This is a genomic window from Pseudomonas sp. UBA4194 (assembly GCF_002379585.1).
GTDB lineage: Bacteria > Pseudomonadota > Gammaproteobacteria > Pseudomonadales > Pseudomonadaceae > Aquipseudomonas.
On record NZ_DFUE01000076.1, the window covers coordinates 55,845 to 56,929 of the forward strand.

1 protein-coding gene is annotated in these 1,085 nt (G+C 63.4%); it reads left to right on the forward strand.

The features are described from left to right. Positions 1 to 135: 135 nt before the first annotated feature. Positions 136 to 1,085: TonB-dependent receptor plug domain-containing protein (locus B3397_RS18640; protein WP_296252952.1), on the forward strand; the 950-nt coding region annotated here is incomplete at its 3' end.

The following is a 1,085-nucleotide window of genomic DNA, read 5'->3' on the forward strand; positions in this document are numbered from 1 at the left end:
CGGCGTAAGCCGCGTCCGGGCCTCTATGGCGCGCATGGAAAAAGAATGGGACAGCAGTACAAGGAGCACGACTTACACGATTCCAAGTGTTATGTTATAACAATAATATCTTGTAACATCTCAAGGACCTGAAGGATGCCCGTTGTCACCGCCCGCCCCTCGTTTCGAGGGCTGACGCCCCTCGCCGCTGCCCTGCTCATCGCCTCCCCCGCCTACGCCATCGACTTGCAACCGCAGGTAATCACCGCCAACCCGCTGGGCAGCGCCCAACTTGCCTCGCCCAGCACCGTGCTGGAAGGGGATAGCCTGACCCTGCAACAAAAAGGCAGCCTGGGTGAAACCTTGAACAAGCAGCCGGGGGTGTCGTCTTCCTACTTCGGACCCGGCGCCAGCCGGCCGATCATCCGCGGCCTGGATGGCGACCGTATCCGCGTGCTGCGTAACGGCGTGGGCGCACTGGACGCTTCCTCGCTGTCCTACGACCACGCCGTACCGCTGGACCCGGTCAACACCGACCGTATTGAAATCGTTCGCGGCCCGGCAGCGCTGCTCTACGGTGGAAATGCCATTGGCGGCGTGGTCAACAGCTTCGACAACCGCATTCCCACCGAAGCCATCGAAGGCATTCACGGCGCCGGTGAGCTGCGCTACGGCGGCGCCGACACCACCCGCAGCAGCGCCGGCAAGCTGGAAGCCGGCAACGGCGCCTTCGCCCTGCATCTGGACGCCAGTGCCCGCGAGTTCAACGACCTGCGCATTCCCGGCCATGCCCACAGCAGTCGTCAACGCGCCACTGAAGACCCCGACGACAACGGCGGCAAGCACCGCCTGAACAACAGTGACGGTCGCCAGGACGGTGGCGCGGTCGGTGGCTCCTACACCTGGGATCACGGCTATGCAGGACTGTCGTACAGCAACTACGACTCCAACTACGGCTCCCCCGCCGAAGAAGATGTGCGCATCCGCATGCAGCAGGATCACTACGCCTTCGCCTCGGAAGTCCGTGATCTGGACGGCCCGTTCAGTTCGGTCAAGGTCGATGCCGGCTACACCGACTATGAACACCGCGAGCTGGAAGGCGGCGA